Consider the following 19,340-nt stretch of genomic DNA (forward strand, 5'->3'; position numbering starts at 1 on the left):
TTTTTCGCAGAAAATTCATTTTTGAAAACAAATACAGATTTATCTATATTTATCCCCAGTTTTTATGCATGAAGCATGTGCATATTTAAAAAGCGTTGCTTTCCAGCAACGCTCAGAGTGTCCATAAAGTCAAAATCTTGATGTTTTTGGTCTTGCTTTTTACAAAAAACAAGCAGGTTTAGACGGTTCCCAAGGTTTTCCCCCAGAAATCATAAATGGGCTTTCTTCCTCTGCCCAAAAAAGCTCTCTATCAACAAAACACCTTGCTTTATGTTCTCTGCTTTACTCGAGAAAATACGCCTTAAACAAAGCGTGTCGACTTTGCCGACACGCTTCATGTTGCTTTTTTGCAACGTTTTTATTATTCTTCTGTTACAGCTGCTTCTTCCGCAGGAGCCTCTGCTACAACTTCTTCTTCCACAGGAGCTTCTGCCTGTCTTTTGGAAAGGCTGATCTTTTTCTGCTCTGTGTTTACTTCCAAAACCTTAACACTAATTATTTCGCCAACCTTGAGTTCATCTTCAGGTTTTACTACATGCTTGTTTGCGATCTGAGAAATATGTACCAGACCATCTACACCCGGTTCCAATTCTACAAATGCGCCAAAAGGTACCATACGAACAACCTTACCCTCTACAACTGTACCAACCAGGTATTTTTCAGCCACAAAGTTCCAAGGATTCATATCTCTATCCTTCAAGGAAAGGCTGATTTTGCCTTTTTCCTTGTCAACATCCAAAATATATACTTCAACAGTTTGGCCTTCTTTTAATAATTCCTTAGGGTTTGTAATTCTGCCCCAGCTCATTTCGGAAATATGAATTAAGCCGTCAACGCCGCCCAAATCAACAAAAGCACCAAAATCAGTCAATCTGCTTACTGTACCAGTCGCCTTAGCACCAGCTTCAATGGAAGAAAATAATGCAGCTTTCTTTACGCTGATTTCCTTTTCAACCAAAGCTTTTCTGCCACCGATAATACGACGCTTTACTCTGTCCATTTCGATAATATTAAAATCCAATTCCTTGCCTTTGAAAACACTCAAATCTTCGATAAATCTATTTGAAACCTGAGAAGAAGGAATAAATACTCTTACGCCGTTTACAACTGCGATTAAGCCACCCTTTACAACCTCTGTAACAGTGCCTGTAACAACTGTTTTTTCATTGTAAGCCGCTTCCACATCTTCGATGCCCTTTTGCGCTTCTACGCGCTTTTTGGACAGAAGAACGTTACCGTCGCCGTCATTTACACGAACTACGAATACTTCAATTTCATCTCCAGGCTGAACTTCTTTGCTAGGGATCACTGATGGATCATTGCTAAACTCTCCTCTGGGAATAACGCCGTCGGATTTGTAGCCAAGATTTACAGAAACCTCTTCGTTAACAATCTGAATTACAGCGCCCTTCACAACATCGCCTGTATGCAGGGTAACGAGAGAGTCTTCTAACATTTGTTCAAATGTAATTTCCTCACTTCCTTCTAAATTTTGTACTGCATTATCAAATGCTTCGCTCATAGTAACAACTACCTCCTTAATTATTGCAGGCGGTGTAGACGCACCCGCAGTTATACCTATTCTATCATTCTTTGAAAAATTATTCAACACCAAATCGCAAATTGTTTCAATGTGAACAGTATTCTCGCAATTTTTTCCGCAAATCTCCACCAGCTTTTGGGTATTAGAGCTTTTTTTGTCGCCTATCACAATCATTTTGTCAACATTTTGGGATAAACTAACGGCTTCCGTCTGCCTTTTTTCCGTGGCGGAGCAAATGGTGTTGAAAACCTCCAACCGAATATTTTTCTTTTTTAATTCCTCCACAATTTCATCAAAACGACTCTGGCGAAAGGTTGTCTGAACCACAACAATATATTCTGCCCCCTGTTCCAATTCTAATGCAGAAGCTTCCCCAGGTGTTTCAATCATTTTTGCTTCATTTTCGCACCAGCCGTTAATCCCAATCACTTCAGGATGGTGGCTGTTGCCAGCAATAATGATACCCTTGTTTAAATCATGATGCTCCTTCACAATATTATGAATTTTCTTCACATAAGGGCAAGTTCCATCCACAATTTGAAGTCCCTTTTCTTCCACTGCATCATACAATGCTTTCCCCACGCCATGGGAACGAACCAAAACCGTCCCCTCGTCAATGTCGTCAAGGCTTTCAATAATAGCAATCCCTTTTTTTTCCAAATCCCCCGTCACCTCTTTATTATGGATCAACGGGCCGTAGGAATACGTTTTTTCGTTATTCTCTATTTGCTTGTATGCCATTTCAATGGCTCTTTTTACACCAAAACAAAACCCTGCCGATTGGGCTAAAATTACCTCACTCATAGTTTAACCTTCATTTCCTGAACCTTACCCATTATTTTTTCAGTAATTTCTTCCATAACAGCAGTGGTAATTCGTCCACCGCGGTATTCCTCTAAGGTGATAGGCTGACCAAATTCAATTGTAATCTCAGAACGAAACTTATAAGTCCCTGAAATTGCCACAGGAATTATGGGTGCATCGCCTTTTAAGGCAAACATGGCGACTCCGGCCTTTGCCGCCTTTTCCTCGCCTTCCTTCACACGGGTTCCCTCGGCAAAAATCCCCAGCAAATCGCCGCCCTTAAGCACACTGATTGCCGTTTTAAATGCCTTCATATCCATAACCGCCTCACGGTCAACGGGAAATGCTTTCAGATTTCGCAGCAATGCCCCTAAAAATTTGTTGTCAAACAGCTCTTTTTTTGCAATATAACAAGGAAGTCTGTCCAGAAAAACAGCCATCGTAAGGGGATCATAATTACTGATATGATTACAGCAAAGCACCCCATTGCCATCCTTTGGAACATTTTCTTTCCCCACGATTGTCGCTTTAAACATGATTTTATAAAATAGCTTTACAAATACCTTTACAACAGGATATACCGTCATAATCACACCTCGCCTATTTTTCCTTCTGTAATCCTTATGATTGCTTCCACAGCCTCATCAATTCCCATGCCAGTGGTATCCAAATATACCGCATCCTCCGCTTGACGTAAAGGGTTATACAAACGGTTCATATCATTTTCATCCCGCCGAATAATTTCCTCACAAATCACCTCAAAAACAGGCTTTTCCCCTTTTGCCTCCAGCTCTCCCATGCGGCGTCTTGCCCTTACCTCAACACTCGCATCCATATATATTTTCACTTCCGCCTGAGGAAGCACAAAAGTACCGATATCCCTTCCATCCATAATTACAGAATTATTTTTTGCCATCTCTCTTTGCATATCTCCCAATTTCTGGCGCACAGCTTGAAGGGTTGCAACCTGGGAAGCCCCCAGCCCAATTTCTTGCGTTCTGATTTTTGAAGTAATGTCCTCTCTATCTAAAAAAATGCGCTGTCCATCCCTTCCTGGCTGAATCTCCATTTTTATATTATTTAGCAAAGATAAAACGCCTGCTTCATCCAAAGGGCTGACGCCTTGTTGTATGCAAAAATAGGCTACTCCCCGATACATCGCACCTGTATCCACATAAATAATACCTAGGTGCTTTGCAACAGCCTTAGCAACCGTGCTTTTTCCAGACCCCGCTGGGCCGTCCACCGCAATGGCAAACCTTTTCATCCTGATTCCTCCAGTCATTGTGACAATACGCCTTCTCCCGCCGTAAAACCACTGGAAAAAGCAATTTGTAAATTATAGCCGCCCGTATAGGCATCTACGTCCAAAACCTCGCCTGCAAAATGAAGATTTTTCACAAACTTGCTTTCCATCGTTGAGGGATCGATTTCATCCACATAAATTCCACCGCAGGTGATCACCGCTTCGTTAAAACCTGCCGTTCCCGTAATGGTTAAGGGCAGTCCTTTTAATAAAGAAAGCAGACGTTTTCTTTCTTCCTTTGTAACATTGTTCACCTTTTTATCCGCCGCAATCCCGGAAAGTGCAACAATGACAGGAATCAGCTTTTTCGGCAGTAAATCCTCCAAAGCGTTGCAAAAATCCCGGTTTGTATATTTTTCAAAATCTCTGAGCAGCCGCAGATCCAGCTTCTTTTCGTCCATGGCCGGCTTTAAATCGATGAAAAGCTTATACCCCTCATCCATGGAAAGAATCAGATGTCTGCTAGCACTTAAAATCACAGGACCGGAAACACCATAATGGGTAAACAGCATTTCGCCGAATTCCTCAAATACCGTTTTCCCTTTTTTGTTTTTTATGTGAATGGAAATATTACGCAAACTTAACCCCATCAAGCTTTTGCACCATTCCTCCCCCGCTTTCAAGCCAACCAAGGAAGGGTAGAGTTTCGTCACCTGATGCCCTGCATTTTTTGCAAAACGGTATCCGTCTCCCGTAGAACCCGTTGCCGGGTAAGATAAACCGCCCGTAGCCACAATAACGGCATCCGCCTCAACGACTGTTCCTTTTTTCAACCGCACCCCAACAGCCCTTCCGTCACGAATCAAAAGCTCTTCCACAGGGCTGTCCAAGTGCTGCTTCACTTTATTTTCCCGTAAATACTCCTCCAACGCAAACACAACATCTAAGGCTTTATCGGAAACAGGAAAAACACGCCTTCCCCGCTCCACCTTGGTTTCCAGTCCCAGCCTATGAAACAACGCTTGGGTTTCCTTGCTGTCTAAATGATAAAAAGCGCTGTACATAAAGTAAGGATTACCGGGGATATTTTCCAGAAGGGTTTCCACATCGCAATCATTCGTAAGGTTGCATCGACCTTTCCCTGTAATCAAAAGCTTTTTCCCCAATCGGTTGTTTTTTTCGAATAAATGCACCTCATGGCCACGGCTTCCGGCTCTTCCTGCGGCAATCATTCCGGCTGCACCGCCGCCCACAACAATAATTTTTCCCATTTTTTCACCCGTTTTTCAATAATTCCGCCATTTCCAAATGCGCCTTATCATTTAATGTCATTAAAAACTTGTTGTCGTCAAGCGTAATGTCAATCATGGAAACGGAGGTATTTGTTAACCACATTCTACGGTACATATTTAAATCCAAGCCCAATAATTTAATCATAAAAACACGCAAAAGCCCACCATGGGAAACAATGGCAACCCGTTCCCCTCTGTGCTTTTTTAAAATTTCTTCAAATCCTGCCATAGACCGCTCTGCCACCTTGTGGAACGAGCCTTCTCCCGGCATAGTGTGGTCAAAGGGATTGTCAAAAAAATCTGTGTACGGCTTTCCGTATTTTTCCGTTAATTCCTCCACCGTATGCCCTTCCCACTCACCAAAATTAATTTCTTTAAAATGCTCGTCCAAAATAAGAGGAAGTCCCTTTTCCTTTGCAATGGGCTCAGCCGTAGCAATTGCCCGCTTCAAGGGAGATACATAAATGGCATCCAAAGGCATATAGCTAAAACGCTTGGCCAAAAGCTCCGCTTGCCATTTTCCCTCTTCGGATAGCTCAATATCCGTCCATCCTTGATAACGTCCGCCTCTATTCCATTCCGTTTCGCCATGACGGATTAAGTACAATCTTGTTTTTTCCTGTTTCATATGAAATCATTCCTTTTTCTACAATATCTTAAGGTAAAACCGCATAATTCTGTGCATCCAGGTGCAAGTAAATGGGCGCACAAGGCGTCAGCCGCATATTGTGCTGTGTTACCTTAACTATATATTATACGTCATAGGTCTTGTCCTTTCAAGAAAAAAAGCCCCAAAAGGCGCATCCATGTAAAATCCAACGCAAAAAATCCAAATAATGTATTCTTTTTGCGCCCAAAAATACAATAAGAAGCCTTGGAACTCTCCCTTAAAAAAACCATTTCCCCTGTCGGATTATGCTGCAACCTAAAGAAAGAAGCGTAGACTTTTGGGAAGGTACACAGATAGCCGAGAAAACATTTACACTGGTAAGGAAAAACCGCAGTAATAGTACACAATTGCCAAACCTTTTGACAATGACAAAGAAAAAAATTACCGACTAGATGTGCCCCACAGAATAACTCTACGTTTCCCTAACAAATCCCCCAAAAACAAACGAAATGAAGCCCCTTATTCTAGGTTCTTCAACAAAAAGAAGGAATTTCTCAAGTCTCCCTTTGAAACCCCTTCATCCAACGGACATTTACCATTTTACAAAATTCTTCACGCCCTCTTTTCCCCCTTGATTTCTTAAGTTTCCCCCAAAAAGCAAGGCTTCATTTAAAGGCTTTTCAAGTATTTTACTTCCTTTGGCGTAAGGTGGCGGTATTTCCCCTTGGGCAGATCCCCCAGCTTTAACTCCCCTGTAGCAACCCTTTTTAACTGCGCCACGGGATGCTTGATGGCTTCGCACATTTTACGAACCTGTCTATTTCTGCCCTCATGAATCACAATTTCCACTGTAGATTGACGCTCACCCCTTTCCAAAATCTGCATTTTCGCAGGCTTCGTTTGTCTTCCGTCAATAAATACGCCCCGCCGAAATTTTTGCAAATCCATATCATCGGGTGTTCCGTAAAGCTTTGCAATGTATGTTTTGTCCACATCATGCTTGGGATGGGTCAGCTTATAGGTCAACTCCCCATCATTTGTCAATAGCAGCAGTCCCGAGGTATCATAGTCCAATCTGCCTACCGGAAAAATTCTCGCCTCAATTTGGCTCACTAAATCCATAACCCCAGGACGGCCGAATTGCTCCTTCGCCGTTGTCACATAGCCCTCCGGCTTGTGAAGCATAATATATACCAAATCCACTTCCTTTTTGCTTACTTCTTTATCCAAGTACAAAACCTCATCCTTTTTTGGATCAACCTTCGTACCCAATTCCGTAACCACTTTGCCATTTACCTTTATTTTTCCCGCAGCAATCAGCTCTTCAGCCTTTCGACGGGATGCAACACCTGCTTCCGCAAGAAATTTTTGCAATCTTTCTTCCATACTGTTCCTCCATTTTTCATCTCAATGGAATCAGTATACCTTACAAAAAAAAGAAAGTCAAAAAAACTATAAGTTAATACCGCATAGTTCTGTACAGCCAACTGCATAGTTCGTTTTTTGTCAGAAAAAACAAAAGCGCAATGAATACCGGAGGTCATGCAAGGGTTTTTGTACAGACTGACGGAAAAGATACAAGCAACTGGACGTACAAAGCGTCAACCACGAATTGTGCGGCGTTGCCTTAAAACCAGGTAATCCAATTTTGGGATAAGTAAAGATACCAATCCCTTAAGGTATATGCCGGTGCAGAACAATCGGCTAAAATAGGTATCTCTGCCAACACCTCATTTTTCAGCTTAAGCTGTGCATTTCCCAGCTTTTGCCCTGCTTGAATAGGCGCCTCTATGCTCTCAGGAAGGGAAACATAGAGCTTTATAGCATCCTGCTCCTCCTTGGAAAATAAACCTTCATAACCTTCCTGCAAAATCCCCTCAACAGACCCAACCTTAGAGTGCAATATGGAAACGTTGCCACAGCTCTGCCCCTGCTGTGCCGCCACATAGGGAAAAAACGTAGCAAACCCGTAATTCATGATTGCCTTCGTGTCCGTCCACTTTTTTTCTTTCCCGGTATTCCCCCAGCCGCTGCCCAATACGGCACTGACCAGCCGAACGCCGTTTTGCTCTGCCGCCCCAACAAAGCAATGCCCCGCTTTATTGGTATAGCCTGTTTTCACACCCATTGCTCCTTGATATTCTTGCAAAAATCGGTCAGCGTTGGTAACATTGCACTGTCTTTTGCCTGTCACCTCATAAATAGTCACCCCAGACAGTGCAATAATTCGGCAAAACTCCTCATTTTTTAAGGCATACGCAGCAATCAATGCCATATCCTTCGCCGTAGAATGATGCTTTGCAAAGGGAATCTGACTGTCTAGGCCATTGGGCGAGCCAAAAACCGTGTCCGCCGCCCCAATTTCCGCCGCCTTTTTCGTCATGAGTTCACAAAACGCCTCTACACTGCCTGAAACATGCTCCGCCAAAGCAACCGCAGTGTCATTGTAGGAGCGCAGCATCATCACAGAAAGTAAATCTCCCACCCGCCACTGTTCACCGGTCTTTAAATCCATATGTACCTCCGGTTGATTGGCGGCATTTTTGCTCACCGTAACCACATCATCAAGCTTTGCATTTTCCAAAATAATCATTGCCGTCATAATTTTTGTTGTGCTTGCCATGGCCAAAGGTTCTTCCTCATTTTTTCCCCATAGCAAACGACCTGTGTTTCCATCCACTAAAGCCGCTCCCTGTGCGCCTACGGAAGGCTCCGCTCCATAAGCAATGGAACAGCATAAAAAAAGCAGGAGAATAAAGATTCCCGCACGCCTCATGTGCATCACCCCTCTCCTGCTATATTTATTCAGCTTTTCCAAAATTCATACAAAAAAATATTGTTTAAAACAGCTCTCACCTTTCTTATGCGATTGTCTAATATCAATCCCTGCAAATATCCACCTTGCTTACTCGATTTTCCTGAATCTCCAGCACCAACCATTCACTGTCAATCCTGATTAATCCTCGTTCAGGCCCCAAGTAATAAACCATATTGTTTTCCGTCTTAAAATATGCATTTTCCGTAGGTTGACCCAATAACAAAAAAACCTCTTGCTTTGTCATACCCAATAACTCATTCTTTTCCAATAAATCATCCACCATATCCACTCTGTTTTCAGGATATTTTTCCCATTTTTCAGTGGAAAACGTATGTATTATGATATTACGACTAAAGAAAAAAAGAATAGCGAAACCAATTACTGTCAGCTTTTTATGTTTCCAAACAAACTCCTTCATCCTTCACCTGCCCCTCCTCTGCCTCCGGCAGGGGCGGCAGCTCCGTTACATTTTTAAATCCAAAATACCGCAAAAACTCGTTGGTTGTTCCAAACATAATAGGCTTTCCTGGGCTATCCATACGTCCCACCTCACAAACCAGATTTTTTTCCACCAGCTTGCTTACGGCGTGTTCCGCGCTAACGCCTCGAATTTCCTCAATCTGCGCACGGGTAATCGGCTGTTTGTAGGCTATAATGGCCAGAGTTTCCAATAATGCCTGGGTTAATCCCTGTCGGTTCGGGCTTTTATACATATTCCTTATGTATTCAAAACACTCCGCCGCCGTACACATCTGATAGGCGCCGTTAATCTCAACAATACGAATTCCCCGCTTTTCATTCTCATATTTATCCGCCAAGGTATGAATAATTGCCTTAGCTGTAGCCTTGTCCATCTCAATGGTTTGGGCAATTGCCGTTAAAGGCACTGCCTCTCCGGAAATAAACAGCAAGGACTCCACCACTGCTTCCAATTCAGATAATCTCATGCGCTATCCCTTCCATCAAATCTTGATATGGTAATTTCTCCAAAAGTCATCTTTTGAAAAATCTGTACTTCTTTTCGCTTAATCAGCTCCAACAACGCCAAAAAGGTTACTACCTTTTCCATCCTACCCGCTTTTTTCCGAAAGATAGAAAAAAAGGTTGTTTTCGGCTGCAAAATCAGCATATCCCGAATGTATTCCATCTTTTCTTGCACCGTAAATAAGTCCTTCGGCACCGTTTTAAAAGAACTTCTGATATGATCCACCTTTGTTTCCTTCCGCGCCATTACCTGGCGGAAAGCCAAGTATAAATCCTCCATGGCAACTCCCTGGAGATAGTCCTCCAAAGATTGGGGCTCCTTTTCTTTCAGTTGCCTCACCGCCTTATCCGCCTCTTTATAAAGGGTGAGTGCAGCATCTTCTTCATACTGCCGCCACTCAGTGGTAACGTCCTTAATTTTTTTGTACTCTAATAATCGCTGTACCAATTCCTCTCTTGGATCCATGCCTTCTTCTTCCTCATTCTTTGGTCTGGGTAAAAGAAGCTTGCTCTTAATCTCCAAAAGTGTTGCAGCCATAACCAAAAACTCGCTCATGCCGTCCATATCCCTATCTTCTGCGGCATCCAAATATTCTAAATACTGATCCGTCAAACGGGCAATGGGAATATCGTAAATATCAATTTCACTTTTCTCAATCAGGTGATACAACAGATCTAATGGCCCCTCAAAAGCATCTAACCGCACCGTAATTTCTATCAATGGAAACACCCTCTGCCTTATAGGATAACGAAAATTAAACCCAGAAAATTAATTACAAAATGAATGATATAACTAAAAACCCCGGTAATAAGCCCAAAAAACAGCAAAAACAAAAAGAGCATCTGCACCATCTTTTCATATTGCAAATACTGAAAATATTTGTTTGCAGGCAATGTTACCGAAAGCACCTTCACGCAATCCATGGGGGAAACAGGCAAAATATTATAAATCGCCAGGCCTACGTTGTAGTAGCATAAATAGTTGAAAATCATGTATAAATAAGTATTCCCCAAAGCCGCCTTACTATATATCCCTAAAAAGATTATTCCAAAAAACATGTTTACCACGGAGGGTAAAACTGCAACCAGCAAAGTATCTCTTTTCCTGTTTTTATAATACAATGCGCTGGTTTCCACCGGCCTTCCCCAACCAAAGCCGCCGCTATAAAACATGATCAAAAAGCCAATGGGTTCAAAGTGCTTCATTGGATTCAATGTCAAGCGCCCCTTGTTTTGGGGTAAAGTATCGCCCAAAGCCGTAGAAACCGCAGCTCTTGTAAATTCATGTATGGTAGTTGCAAAAATAATACCCGGTATGCTCACTAAAAAAATCCAAAAATAATTCATTCTTTCTTATTCCTTTCCAAAGAAAATTCTTTCTTAACCACATAATGATACCAGAAATTCTACCATCAGTCAATTTAACGCTTTATTTTGAAAATGTCATCTTTCGCCCATTTTTTCGCAAAGTTCGCTTGACATATACTGCAAAGCAAGCTATACTAAAGCAAAGTTTGCTTTGCAAAAAGGAGGCACAAATGGAAACTCGAATTACCGAACTCAGACGAAAGCAAAAGCTGTCCCAAGAAGAACTGGCAAAAGCCGTGGGCGTTACCCGCCAAACCATTACTTCCCTTGAAGTAGGCAAATACACTGCTTCTTTGATACTTGCCTATAAAATTGCTAGTTATTTTCACTTAGCCATTGAAGATGTTTTTTTATTTGATGAGGAGGAAAACCAATGAAACCAATAAGCTACGAAAAACGCTTAGCTATACGCCTTCGTGTAAATGTAGGCTTTATGATTTTATCTATTGTTCTTTTTGCAATTGTCCTAGGAAACAAAAACTTTACGTTTCTTCAACCTATGTATTTTGGCTCCCTTATTGGTCTTTTTGTTGCATCACTGTGCCTGTTTTTACGCAACAAAAAACTAAAAAAGAACCCCGAAAGCATGAATAAAATGAAGCTCTTAGAAGCAGATGAGCGAAATGTTCTTATCCTTCGCGTAAGCTATACCATTTTCACTTATGTTTCCATTGGTATTCTTTATGTTTCTATGCTGATTTCAGGTTTTTTCTCCCAAACCATTTTCTATACCCTGGAAACCCTGCTTTGTGTTAACTTAGTGATCATTTTTTTCATCCGTAAGCTGGTTGAGAAAATGTATTAAATATTGATTTCAAAAACCCAAAGGGACAGACCTTGGGCGCCGCCCAAACCTGCTTGCTTTTTGAAAAAAGCAAGACCAAAAACTTTTACTAAAAACCGCATATTTATGCGGTTTTTAAAAGGGTCAAGGGTAAAACCCTTGTAGGTGTTTGAGGGCAAAGCCCTCAAGGTCTTGTATTTGCCATTGCCCTTGTTTTTGATCTTGACCTTGTCATTGTTTTTTGCTTTTCGCCTCATACACCTTCTGCATAAAGGGTATGGAAACATTCAATCTCTTTGCTAATTCACAGGAACTGCCCACCAACCACTCAAATTCCGTTTCCTCTTTTCCTTCACGCATATCTCTGTATAAAGACGTAATTGTATGAGGGGGAAGGGTTAAAAAATGCTTAAAATATTTCTCAGGCATATCCTCCATCCCCATAACACCAGTGGCCTTTGCCAAACGGAGAATGTCCTCATAAATCCCACGCAAAAACGCCATTTTTTCACTGTCCTTTTGAATTTCACCTGCTTCGCAATCAAAATAAATAAAGACACAGCTGTTGCCGCACATCATGGCATACTTCTCCCAAAGGGCCTTCATGATATCCTGTCCATAGATAGAAGGCAATCCCCCTTCTTTTAAAATCTCAACAAACCGCTGGGCCTTTTCGTTGTCTTTTCCGTCGGCAAAGCCAATACCAATGCGTAACAAATTCCCGCCATTGAATACATGCCCCGTTTCAACAATATTTGAAAAACAATAGATATAGCTATCGGTTACAACTCCTTTACCACCTAACCACGCCGAAACTGCCTTGGAGGCTGTAACGCCGTTTTGTAAGGGAACCACCAAGGTATCTTCTCCAACAATGTCCTTGTATTTCTTACACGCCGTCTCCAATCCGTAGCTTTTGCTGCAAAGAATCAGCACATCCACAATCCCAATTTCCTTGGGATCATCTGAAACCAAACCGGGCTTTATCACGCCATCCCCCAGCAGCTCTGACTCCAGATAAATGCCTTTTTCCTGCAGAACCATTTTTGTTTCTCCGCGGGCAATAAAAATCAAATCATTTTCATGTTTTTTTAATCCTCCGGCTACGGTTGCTCCAACGGCACCTAACCCCATTATTGCAATTTTCATTGTCTGCTCCTCGCTTTCAACTAATTAATATCTCAGCGGTATGTCCGAAAGCTTCACAGGAATACTCAGCCCCTGTCCCATCAGAAAAGACCGCACACCACGCACCGCAATATCACTGTTGTTTTTTGCCCCCACCGTCACTGATTCCAAGGGAATAGGGATGTCCGCTCCATCAAATTCCACCATAATATAAGGCAAAAACATCTGATCCAAAATTCTGAATCTCGGTCGACCGCCTCGTTCATCTATCAAAGGGGAAAATACAAAACGATATTCCTCCTCCCCCTTAAAAAATTCGCCTTTAAAAAACATGGCATATACAGAGCAAATCATGGCCATATCCTTGCTGATACCCGTTAAAGCTTCCTCACCTATTTGGGTGGCTTCGTCAAAAAAACCCTCTACCTCCGTAAAACCCTGCTCCACTGCTGTCCGAATACAAGACAAAAGTGCTTCCAATAAGCAAGTAACCTGAGCTTCCTCATCATAAATCACCGTACCATGAAGAAATGATCTGCCGGAAAACCCTCTCACCAGTTTTTCATAGTCAAACCCCAGGCAATAGCCCTTAAAATCCGTAAACTCCGCCCAAAGAAGGGCACTGTTTTCCTGCTTGGAAAAGGCAACCACATAAAAACTCACATGTTCCTTTTCCGGCACACAAAATGTTTCACATGATGGGGTTATAATTGCAAGCTCATCCATCTCATCTTTTATGCTTCGGTATAGCCGTCGCCCAAATTCTTTGTCCACAATATAGGTATCAATTAATTTATTTAAAACCTCAAGTGAATATACAAATTCCAGCTTATCATTAAGGAAGTCACTTTTTGTGGCAATGAATTGCTTGTTCTCAACAATCCCTTGTACCCCCTCTGCCGTAGTATAGTGGAACAACTTTTCACCGATATTGCAAAGGGGCACATGAATCCATTCATCCAAATATCTTGTTTTTCTCGTCATTCCCACCAGGAAATCCTCCCGTCACTGTCTAATTTGACCATTTCCATAAATAATGTACTTCGTTGTTGTCAATTCTTTCAGCCCCATTGGCCCTCTTGCGTGAAGTTTTTGCGTGCTGATGCCAATTTCCGCGCCAAAACCAAACTGTGCGCCATCGGTAAAACGGGTGGAGGCGTTTACATACACTGCCGCCGCATCCACCTCGTTTAGAAACCGCTGGGCATTGGTATAGTTTTCCGTAAGAATTGCTTCCGAATGACCCGTTGCATATTTCCGAATATGGCTGATCGCTTCGTCCAAATTTTGCACCACGCGAGTAGAAATAATATAATCCGCATACTCCGTTGCCCAATCTTCCTCCGTTGCAGAAACAGCAGCCGAAATCAAGGCACAAGTCGCCTCATCCCCACGAATTTCCACTGATTTGCTTTGCAAAGCCCCACCCACCATGGGAAGGAATTTCTCTGCAATTTTTTCATGCACCAAAAGGCTTTCGCAGGCATTGCAAACACCGGGCCTTTGGGTTTTGGCATTCATAACAATTGCCACTGCCTTCTCCAAATCGGCAGTTTCATCCACAAAAATGTGGCAGTTGCCAACGCCCGTTTCAATCACAGGCACGGTACTGTTTTGCACCACACTTTGAATTAAACCTGCGCCGCCACGGGGAATTAAAACATCAAGGTATCCGTTTAAGCGCATCATTTCATTTGCGCTTTCTCTGGAGGTATCGGGCACCACCTGAACAATATCGGCAGGTAAACCAAGCTTTTCCATGGCCTGACGAAACACCAAAACAACGGCTTGATTGGTACGAAACGCCTCTTTGCCGCCTCTAAGTATTACCGCACTCCCTGCCTTTAGGCATAGACCAAAGGCATCGGCGGTTACGTTGGGTCTTGCCTCAAAAATAATCCCAATGACACCCATTGGCACTCGCTTTTGCCCAATCATCAGCCCGTTATCCATGGTTTTCATGGAAAGCACTTCGCCCACCGGGTCATCCAACGCAGCCACTTGACGAAGCCCCTCCGCCATTTCCTCAAGTCTTGCCTGGGTCAAGGTTAAACGGTCGATAAAAGCTCCCTTGATTCCTGATGCCAAAGCTGCCGCAACGTCCTCTTGGTTCGCCGCAAGAATTTCTTTCTCTGCCGCCAAAAGGGCTTCTGCCGCAGCGCAAAGGCCCTCATTTTTCTTGGGCGTAGGCAGAACCGCCAATACAACGGCCGCTTCCTTTGCTTTTTGCCCCATTTCAGTCAAAATACTCATCATTAGAACCCCCTATCACGCCTTTTTCCGTAACAATACAATCAACAGGTATATCAAATGTTTCCACCTGCAAATCAAACTCCATAACCTGAAAAGAAAATGCCGCGGCAATTTTATATATGTTTAGATATTGCTGAAAATACCGATCATAATATCCGCCACCATAGCCGTACCGATTCCCTTTTTGATCAAACACGCTCCCCGGCACAAGGAAAAAATCCGTCTTTTGGGGAAGTATTTCCTGATTTTTGCTCTTTGGCGGCTCCATCACACCAAAACGGCTTTTTTTCAGCTCCAAAAAAGAGGATATAGGTACAAAATACATTTCACCTTTTATTTTAGCAATGGGTACAGCCACCTTTTTCCCGTCTTTCCAAGCCCGTTCTATCAAGGGATATGTATTTACCTCCGCCTCCATGCCAATATAGGTAAATACCACATCCGCCTTTTGGTAGCTTTCACTGTTGCAAAGAGTATCAATGATTTTATTACTTTTCCTTTCCCGTTCTTCCACTGTCATTTCTTTTCTTTTTTGCAGTATTTTTTGGCGTAGCATATTTTTCATTGCCGCAGCACTCCTATTATAAATATAATGATAAAACTCCCGCAAAAGGATAGCAGCCAAAAAGGCAGCATTTTTTTTCCGGCGAAATTTTTCAAAATCAAATATATTAAATTAGCCCAAAAGCAAATAATCCCCAGGACAATCATACCCGAAGCCATAAAATAGCTTCCTAAGTTCCACCAAAGCAAAATTCCCCACAAAAGCGTACAGCCTATCACAAAAAGCTGTTCCTTTATGGATTGAAAAATGGGCTGTTTATTATCTCCAACCACATTAAAATTTGCGCCTAAGAGTAAAAACCCTACGAAAGACGCACCTGCCAAGGCGCCCGTTACAACACGCAAAAATTGGTTGCTTTCCCAAAGCCCCAAATAGCTGAAAAAACCATCCATGCAAATAGGAAGAAAGGCCAGGGCACCAATTATCATCCCCCATTTAGAATAGGGTTTATTCCCCTTAAGCCTTCCAAAAATCCAAAAAAATACCATAGAAAAGAAAATTCCCGAATAAATTCCCGTGCAGCGGGCGCAAACGGGAAGCTGCTTTCCCTCAAGTATAAAACTACGCTCCGCCATCTGATGACAGACAGCAGAGCCAATAAAATCAAACACATTCATAGCTTTAATAGGAGATACCGTACATAACATTGCCCACCAGGCCAAAAAAGCCCCCAACAATGCAGCACAAAAACCAGATTCCCAGCATAATGCAGCTCACGGTAATCAAGGTTTTGCCAAATCCACGGTAATCATCAATAGGACTTTTTAACAATACAATACCGGCGATTAACCCTGCAATCTGACCAACGCCGCCTACAACAAGAATTAAAATAATAATAGTAACTTTTAATATTGTGGGGATCACTTGCTCCTGAACAGGTTTGGGCTCCGTTGATTGATAGCTTTCCCAGCTTCTTGCTTCACTTGCTCCTTGGAATTTCTGAGAAGTTCCGTTTTCGTCCTCCACAGTAAACTCTTTTATTACCTCCGTGTCCTCCCCAGCATTCCCTTTGAAATTTACAGAATTATCCTTTAAATTGCAAATTGGGCAACCCAAGTTTTCATCTAAAATCTGTCTCCCACATTTTGGGCAATAACTCATACAAATCGCTCCTTATACTTAATTTATTCTTTTCTGCTATGAAAGAACGTCCCCACATCCTCGCCGGAAATCACCCGATGAATAATGGTAGGGTCATCCCCCAAAACAATAGCCATCCTCACTCCACCATCCTGGCAAATTTCTGCCGCCTGTAATTTGGTGAGCATCCCGCCTACACTAAACTTCGAGCCCTTGCCCCCCGCCATTTTTTTCACATCCTCCGTCACCCAATCCACACAGGAAATTCTCTTTGCATTAGGATTTGTTTTCGGATCTTGATCATACAATGCATCAATGTCTGTCATCAAAATTAACAGGTCAGCACAAATTATTTCAGCCACCATAGCAGAAAGTCTGTCATTATCGGAAATTTCAATTTCGTAGGTAGAAATACTGTCGTTTGCATTTACTATAGGAATTACACCTAGCTCCATCAAGGTTTCCATGGTATTTTTGGTGTTTTCATAACGCTGGTCACTGCCAACCTCTTCCTTTGTCAGCAAAACCTGGGCAACCGTTTGATTGTACCGATCAAAAAAATTATGATAAATCTGCATAATCATGGCCTGACCAACTGCAGCCGCAGCCTGTTTTTCGCGAATAACCGTGGGTCTTTCCTTCATGCCCATGCGAACCGCCCCAACACCAATGGCACCGCTTGTAACCAATACAACATCTTTTCCGCTGTTTCTAAGGTCAGTCAAAACCCAAGCCAATTCCTCCATGCGTTTTAGGTTTAAAAGGCCATTTGAATATGTAATGGTAGATGTACCAACCTTCACCACAACCCGCTTGCAATCCTTCAATAATTCCCTCACACTAATCCTCTCCAATTCCAATATATAGACAAAGTATACTATATTTTTTCTTTGTAAAAAAGGGCTTTCACGAATCCAAAGAAAATATTAAACCTTTCTTTAATAATTCCATAAAAACTAACTATCGATTTCAAATCTTTTCCGCCCTGTCCGCCCGGGGTATAAAAGCCAAAGGACCTTTTAAATGCAACTGCCTTAAATTAAGGAAAGCTCTTCCTTCCTATATATAAAAAATATATAAAAAAAGACCAACGGATATAGGCTTCCCCCTACCCGTCGGTCAAAATTATTTGGGTAACTTAAAAGAGCTTTTTAAGGAAACAATGCGGTTGAATACCAGTTTCTCCTCTGAAGTATCTTTGGTATCCACAATATAGTATCCATTACGCATAAACTGGAAGCGTTCTCCTTTTTGAGCCTCACTAATGACAGGCTCAATGAAACATTCCCTAACCTCCAAGGAATTGGGGTTCATAATCATATCCCCATTCGGATCCTCGGGGTTATCCAGCATCATATAATCATACAGTCTTGCTGTAGCCTGAATATTTTCCGTCGCACTTACCCAGTGAAGCGTTCCCTTTACTTTTCTGCCTTCAAAGCCGCTGCCGCTTTTTGTTTCGGGGTCATAGGTACAGCGAATTTCAACTACGTTTCCTGCTTCATCCTTCACAAAATCCGTACAGGTAACAAAGTACGCACCCTTTAAGCGTACCTCCTTGCCGGGAGCCAAACGGAAGAACTTTTTCACAGGTTCTTCCATGAAGTCCTCTCTTTCAATATACAGCTCCCTTGTAAAAGGTGCCATTCTTGAACCAAGCTGAGGCGCTTCCGGGTTATTTTCCAATTCAACCATTTCCACCTGGCCCTCGGGATAGTTTGTAATCACAAGCTTCACAGGATCCAAAACAGCCATAACGACCTTCGTCTTCGTCTTTAAGTCATCCCGGATACAATAATCCAGCAATCCACTGTCAACAATACTGTTGGCCTTAGCCACACCAATACGTTCGCAGAAATCACGAATTGCTTCGGGTGTATAGCCTCTGCGGCGCAATCCGCTTATGGTCGGCATGCGAGGGTCGTCCCAGCCATCAACCAAACCATCTTCCACCAAAGCACGCAGCTTTCTTTTGCTCATAACCGTATTTGTCATACCCAAACGGGCAAATTCAATCTGTCTTGGAGGATTTTCTGTATATCCTGCCTCCTTGACCACCCAGTCATATAAAGGACGGTGATCCTCAAACTCCATAGTGCAGATGGAATGGGTAATGCCTTCAATGGCATCCTCCAAGGGATGGGCAAAATCATACATAGGGTAAATACACCATGCATCTCCTGTTTCATGATGGGTTGCGTGGGCAATTCTGTATATAACAGGATCTCTCATATTAATATTGGGAGAAGACATGTCAATTTTTGCGCGAAGGGTACGAGAACCATCAGGAAACTCACCGTTTTTCATACGCTCGAACAGCTCCAAATTTTCTTCAACGCTTCTGTTGCGATAGGGGCTTTCCTTGCCCGGTGCGCTTAAAGTCCCTCGATATTGGCGCATCTCCTCCGCCGACAAATCACAAACAAAGGCCTTGCCTTCCTTAATGAGCTTTACAGCAACCTCATAATACCGCCCAAAATAGCTGGAGGCATAATATAATCTATCTTCCCAATCGAAGCCCAGCCACTTTACATCCTCACGAATAGAATCCACATACTCCACATCTTCCTTCGTGGGATTTGTGTCATCAAAACGCAAATTGCATTTGCCGCCATAAAGGTTTGCCAAACCAAAGTTTAGGCAGATGGATTTTGCATGTCCAATATGCAAATAGCCATTAGGCTCAGGTGGAAATCTGGTATGAATTTTTTTTAATTCACCCTTCAAATCCTCCTGAATATAACTATGTATGAAGTTTCCAGTCGCACCTAATCCGCCATTTTCCATAATTTTTTCTTCTGCCATATTGCTATCCTCCCAAGTTTGTGGTTGTCTTGCTTGTATTATTGCACAAAAAGGTATTCT

The 19,340-nt window shown here is 42.5% G+C and carries 21 protein-coding genes; 2 read left to right on the top strand and 19 right to left on the bottom strand.

Annotation, left to right across the window (positions count from 1 at the left end; translation table 11 throughout):
• Positions 1-361 precede the first annotated feature (361 nt).
• The 11 genes from CLNEO_RS09995 to CLNEO_RS10045 form a co-directional block, all read right to left on the bottom strand.
• Positions 362-2,347: a bifunctional 4-hydroxy-3-methylbut-2-enyl diphosphate reductase/30S ribosomal protein S1 gene (locus CLNEO_RS09995; RefSeq protein WP_066088181.1), complete on the bottom strand. Its 1,986-nt coding sequence runs from the start codon at positions 2,345-2,347 to the stop codon at positions 362-364.
• The gene (locus CLNEO_RS10000; RefSeq protein WP_066088184.1) at positions 2,344-2,934 is read right to left on the bottom strand and encodes a lysophospholipid acyltransferase family protein; all 591 of its coding nucleotides are present in this window, start codon (positions 2,932-2,934) and stop codon (positions 2,344-2,346) included. The genes CLNEO_RS09995 and CLNEO_RS10000 overlap by 4 nt, the downstream gene beginning before the upstream one ends.
• A gap of 2 nt (positions 2,935-2,936) precedes the next feature.
• Positions 2,937-3,614, bottom strand: coding sequence for a (d)CMP kinase (cmk, locus tag CLNEO_RS10005; RefSeq protein ID WP_066088187.1), 678 nt, complete (start codon positions 3,612-3,614; stop codon positions 2,937-2,939).
• A 14-nt stretch (positions 3,615-3,628) separates the two neighbouring features.
• Positions 3,629-4,864 carry a BaiN/RdsA family NAD(P)/FAD-dependent oxidoreductase gene (locus CLNEO_RS10010; protein WP_066088192.1) on the bottom strand — a complete coding sequence of 412 codons (1,236 nt, stop codon included), beginning with the start codon at positions 4,862-4,864 and terminating at the stop codon, positions 3,629-3,631.
• A 4-nt stretch (positions 4,865-4,868) separates the two neighbouring features.
• A complete protein-coding gene (locus CLNEO_RS10015) occupies positions 4,869-5,513 on the bottom strand; it encodes a histidine phosphatase family protein (protein ID WP_066088194.1) in 645 nt (214 codons plus the stop codon).
• A gap of 651 nt (positions 5,514-6,164) precedes the next feature.
• Positions 6,165-6,881 (bottom strand): pseudouridine synthase, encoded by a 717-nt coding sequence (locus CLNEO_RS10020; RefSeq protein ID WP_066088197.1) that lies wholly within the window; start codon positions 6,879-6,881, stop codon positions 6,165-6,167.
• Between the two features lie 241 nt (positions 6,882-7,122).
• Entirely contained in the window at positions 7,123-8,277 is a 1,155-nt protein-coding gene (locus CLNEO_RS10025) for a D-alanyl-D-alanine carboxypeptidase family protein (protein WP_066088200.1), read from the bottom strand.
• 97 nt (positions 8,278-8,374) lie between these two features.
• On the bottom strand, positions 8,375-8,731 hold the full coding sequence (locus CLNEO_RS10030; protein WP_066088202.1) for a hypothetical protein: 357 nt from the start codon (positions 8,729-8,731) through the stop codon (positions 8,375-8,377).
• A complete protein-coding gene (gene scpB, locus CLNEO_RS10035; RefSeq protein ID WP_066088203.1) occupies positions 8,706-9,260 on the bottom strand; it encodes an SMC-Scp complex subunit ScpB in 555 nt (184 codons plus the stop codon). The genes CLNEO_RS10030 and scpB overlap by 26 nt, the downstream gene beginning before the upstream one ends.
• Positions 9,257-10,018 (bottom strand): segregation and condensation protein A, encoded by a 762-nt coding sequence (locus CLNEO_RS10040; protein WP_157723545.1) that lies wholly within the window; start codon positions 10,016-10,018, stop codon positions 9,257-9,259. The genes scpB and CLNEO_RS10040 overlap by 4 nt, the downstream gene beginning before the upstream one ends.
• 17 nt (positions 10,019-10,035) lie before the next feature.
• The gene (locus CLNEO_RS10045) at positions 10,036-10,644 is read right to left on the bottom strand and encodes a site-2 protease family protein (protein ID WP_066088205.1); all 609 of its coding nucleotides are present in this window, start codon (positions 10,642-10,644) and stop codon (positions 10,036-10,038) included.
• Between the two features lie 191 nt (positions 10,645-10,835).
• Here CLNEO_RS10045 and CLNEO_RS10050 point away from each other — a divergent pair, with 191 nt between their 5' ends.
• Both CLNEO_RS10050 and CLNEO_RS10055 read left to right on the top strand, forming a co-directional pair.
• Complete coding sequence (locus CLNEO_RS10050; protein WP_066088208.1) at positions 10,836-11,042, top strand: helix-turn-helix transcriptional regulator; 207 nt, start codon at positions 10,836-10,838, stop codon at positions 11,040-11,042.
• Entirely contained in the window at positions 11,039-11,470 is a 432-nt protein-coding gene (locus CLNEO_RS10055; protein WP_066088212.1) for a hypothetical protein, read from the top strand. Before CLNEO_RS10050 ends, CLNEO_RS10055 begins: the two co-directional genes overlap by 4 nt.
• A gap of 210 nt (positions 11,471-11,680) precedes the next feature.
• Here the strand turns inward: CLNEO_RS10055 and CLNEO_RS10065 are convergent, their stop codons facing one another.
• From CLNEO_RS10065 to CLNEO_RS10100, 8 genes are all read right to left on the bottom strand, one after another.
• Positions 11,681-12,598 carry a ketopantoate reductase family protein gene (locus tag CLNEO_RS10065; protein WP_066088218.1) on the bottom strand — a complete coding sequence of 306 codons (918 nt, stop codon included), beginning with the start codon at positions 12,596-12,598 and terminating at the stop codon, positions 11,681-11,683.
• A gap of 24 nt (positions 12,599-12,622) precedes the next feature.
• On the bottom strand, positions 12,623-13,561 hold the full coding sequence (locus CLNEO_RS10070; protein WP_408605475.1) for a DUF2971 domain-containing protein: 939 nt from the start codon (positions 13,559-13,561) through the stop codon (positions 12,623-12,625).
• Between the two features lie 21 nt (positions 13,562-13,582).
• On the bottom strand, positions 13,583-14,830 hold the full coding sequence (locus CLNEO_RS10075) for a glutamate-5-semialdehyde dehydrogenase (protein WP_066088226.1): 1,248 nt from the start codon (positions 14,828-14,830) through the stop codon (positions 13,583-13,585).
• Complete coding sequence (locus CLNEO_RS10080; RefSeq protein ID WP_066088230.1) at positions 14,814-15,395, bottom strand: 5-formyltetrahydrofolate cyclo-ligase; 582 nt, start codon at positions 15,393-15,395, stop codon at positions 14,814-14,816. The genes CLNEO_RS10075 and CLNEO_RS10080 overlap by 17 nt, the downstream gene beginning before the upstream one ends.
• Positions 15,392-16,057, bottom strand: a complete 666-nt coding sequence (locus CLNEO_RS10085) for a DUF2085 domain-containing protein (RefSeq protein WP_162266472.1) — start codon at positions 16,055-16,057, stop codon at positions 15,392-15,394. The genes CLNEO_RS10080 and CLNEO_RS10085 overlap by 4 nt, the downstream gene beginning before the upstream one ends.
• On the bottom strand, positions 16,017-16,496 hold the full coding sequence (locus CLNEO_RS10090; protein ID WP_066088236.1) for a hypothetical protein: 480 nt from the start codon (positions 16,494-16,496) through the stop codon (positions 16,017-16,019). Before CLNEO_RS10090 ends, CLNEO_RS10085 begins: the two co-directional genes overlap by 41 nt.
• 23 nt (positions 16,497-16,519) lie before the next feature.
• Entirely contained in the window at positions 16,520-17,314 is a 795-nt protein-coding gene (gene proB, locus CLNEO_RS10095) for a glutamate 5-kinase (RefSeq protein ID WP_083531960.1), read from the bottom strand.
• A gap of 286 nt (positions 17,315-17,600) precedes the next feature.
• The gene (locus CLNEO_RS10100) at positions 17,601-19,280 is read right to left on the bottom strand and encodes a glutamine--tRNA ligase/YqeY domain fusion protein (protein WP_330382588.1); all 1,680 of its coding nucleotides are present in this window, start codon (positions 19,278-19,280) and stop codon (positions 17,601-17,603) included.
• Positions 19,281-19,340: the final 60 nt, after the last annotated feature.

Origin of the sequence: Anaerotignum neopropionicum, from assembly GCF_001571775.1 — a bacterium.
Taxonomy (GTDB): Bacteria; Bacillota; Clostridia; order Lachnospirales; family Anaerotignaceae; genus Chakrabartyella; species Chakrabartyella neopropionicum.

What these genes read in the sequence shown, in the direction of transcription:
- CLNEO_RS09995 (WP_066088181.1), bottom strand. Translation starts at nt 2,347, where the DNA reads ATGAGTGAGGTAATTTTAGCCCAATCGGCAGGGTTTTGTTTTGGTGTA.
- CLNEO_RS10000 (WP_066088184.1), bottom strand. Translation starts at nt 2,934, where the DNA reads ATGACGGTATATCCTGTTGTAAAGGTATTTGTAAAGCTATTTTATAAA.
- cmk (WP_066088187.1), bottom strand. Translation starts at nt 3,614, where the DNA reads ATGAAAAGGTTTGCCATTGCGGTGGACGGCCCAGCGGGGTCTGGAAAA.
- CLNEO_RS10010 (WP_066088192.1), bottom strand. Translation starts at nt 4,864, where the DNA reads ATGGGAAAAATTATTGTTGTGGGCGGCGGTGCAGCCGGAATGATTGCC.
- CLNEO_RS10015 (WP_066088194.1), bottom strand. Translation starts at nt 5,513, where the DNA reads ATGAAACAGGAAAAAACAAGATTGTACTTAATCCGTCATGGCGAAACG.
- CLNEO_RS10020 (WP_066088197.1), bottom strand. Translation starts at nt 6,881, where the DNA reads ATGGAAGAAAGATTGCAAAAATTTCTTGCGGAAGCAGGTGTTGCATCC.
- CLNEO_RS10025 (WP_066088200.1), bottom strand. Translation starts at nt 8,277, where the DNA reads ATGCACATGAGGCGTGCGGGAATCTTTATTCTCCTGCTTTTTTTATGC.
- CLNEO_RS10030 (WP_066088202.1), bottom strand. Translation starts at nt 8,731, where the DNA reads ATGAAGGAGTTTGTTTGGAAACATAAAAAGCTGACAGTAATTGGTTTC.
- scpB (WP_066088203.1), bottom strand. Translation starts at nt 9,260, where the DNA reads ATGAGATTATCTGAATTGGAAGCAGTGGTGGAGTCCTTGCTGTTTATT.
- CLNEO_RS10045 (WP_066088205.1), bottom strand. Translation starts at nt 10,644, where the DNA reads ATGAATTATTTTTGGATTTTTTTAGTGAGCATACCGGGTATTATTTTT.
- CLNEO_RS10050 (WP_066088208.1), top strand. Translation starts at nt 10,836, where the DNA reads ATGGAAACTCGAATTACCGAACTCAGACGAAAGCAAAAGCTGTCCCAA.
- CLNEO_RS10055 (WP_066088212.1), top strand. Translation starts at nt 11,039, where the DNA reads ATGAAACCAATAAGCTACGAAAAACGCTTAGCTATACGCCTTCGTGTA.
- CLNEO_RS10065 (WP_066088218.1), bottom strand. Translation starts at nt 12,598, where the DNA reads ATGAAAATTGCAATAATGGGGTTAGGTGCCGTTGGAGCAACCGTAGCC.
- CLNEO_RS10070 (WP_408605475.1), bottom strand. Translation starts at nt 13,561, where the DNA reads ATGACGAGAAAAACAAGATATTTGGATGAATGGATTCATGTGCCCCTT.
- CLNEO_RS10075 (WP_066088226.1), bottom strand. Translation starts at nt 14,830, where the DNA reads ATGAGTATTTTGACTGAAATGGGGCAAAAAGCAAAGGAAGCGGCCGTT.
- CLNEO_RS10080 (WP_066088230.1), bottom strand. Translation starts at nt 15,395, where the DNA reads ATGAAAAATATGCTACGCCAAAAAATACTGCAAAAAAGAAAAGAAATG.
- CLNEO_RS10090 (WP_066088236.1), bottom strand. Translation starts at nt 16,496, where the DNA reads ATGAGTTATTGCCCAAAATGTGGGAGACAGATTTTAGATGAAAACTTG.
- CLNEO_RS10100 (WP_330382588.1), bottom strand. Translation starts at nt 19,280, where the DNA reads ATGGCAGAAGAAAAAATTATGGAAAATGGCGGATTAGGTGCGACTGGA.